The 347-nt window shown below is 43.8% G+C and carries 1 protein-coding gene; it reads right to left on the reverse strand.

Annotated features, from left to right (window positions below; genetic code table 11):
• Nucleotides 1-121 precede the first annotated feature (121 nt).
• Nucleotides 122-347: hypothetical protein (locus AB4486_RS23455; protein WP_372118950.1), on the reverse strand; the 226-nt coding region annotated here is incomplete at its 5' end.

Below are 347 nucleotides of genomic sequence, written 5' to 3' on the forward strand. Positions count from 1 at the left end.
AAATTGTCACGGTGGATGAAAAGACGGGCAAGATAACGGTGGTTGCGATTTCATCTTACACTCAGAAGTACGATAGATGTACAGAGACTAGATGGGCGAACTGTTAAAGTTCGCACCTTTTTTATAGATTCACAGTAACTAATGTCGCTAGTGGACTATTGTTGGCAAGCTTTTCCCAATCGTCGCCTTGTACACCGTCAACTTCACTAAAATCGGGCGATGATGTGATTGCATAGCGAGAGATTAAAGCGGGAACAGGTTGTAGGTTGTTTGAGTCTGTAGCAATGAGATATGTACCTGCCGAATCTGACTCAACGTATGGGCTGTAATGGATTGGTGCAACCGTA

It is taken from the genome of Vibrio sp. 10N.222.55.C6 (assembly GCF_041473395.1).
Taxonomy (GTDB): Bacteria; Pseudomonadota; Gammaproteobacteria; order Enterobacterales; family Vibrionaceae; genus Vibrio; species Vibrio crassostreae_C.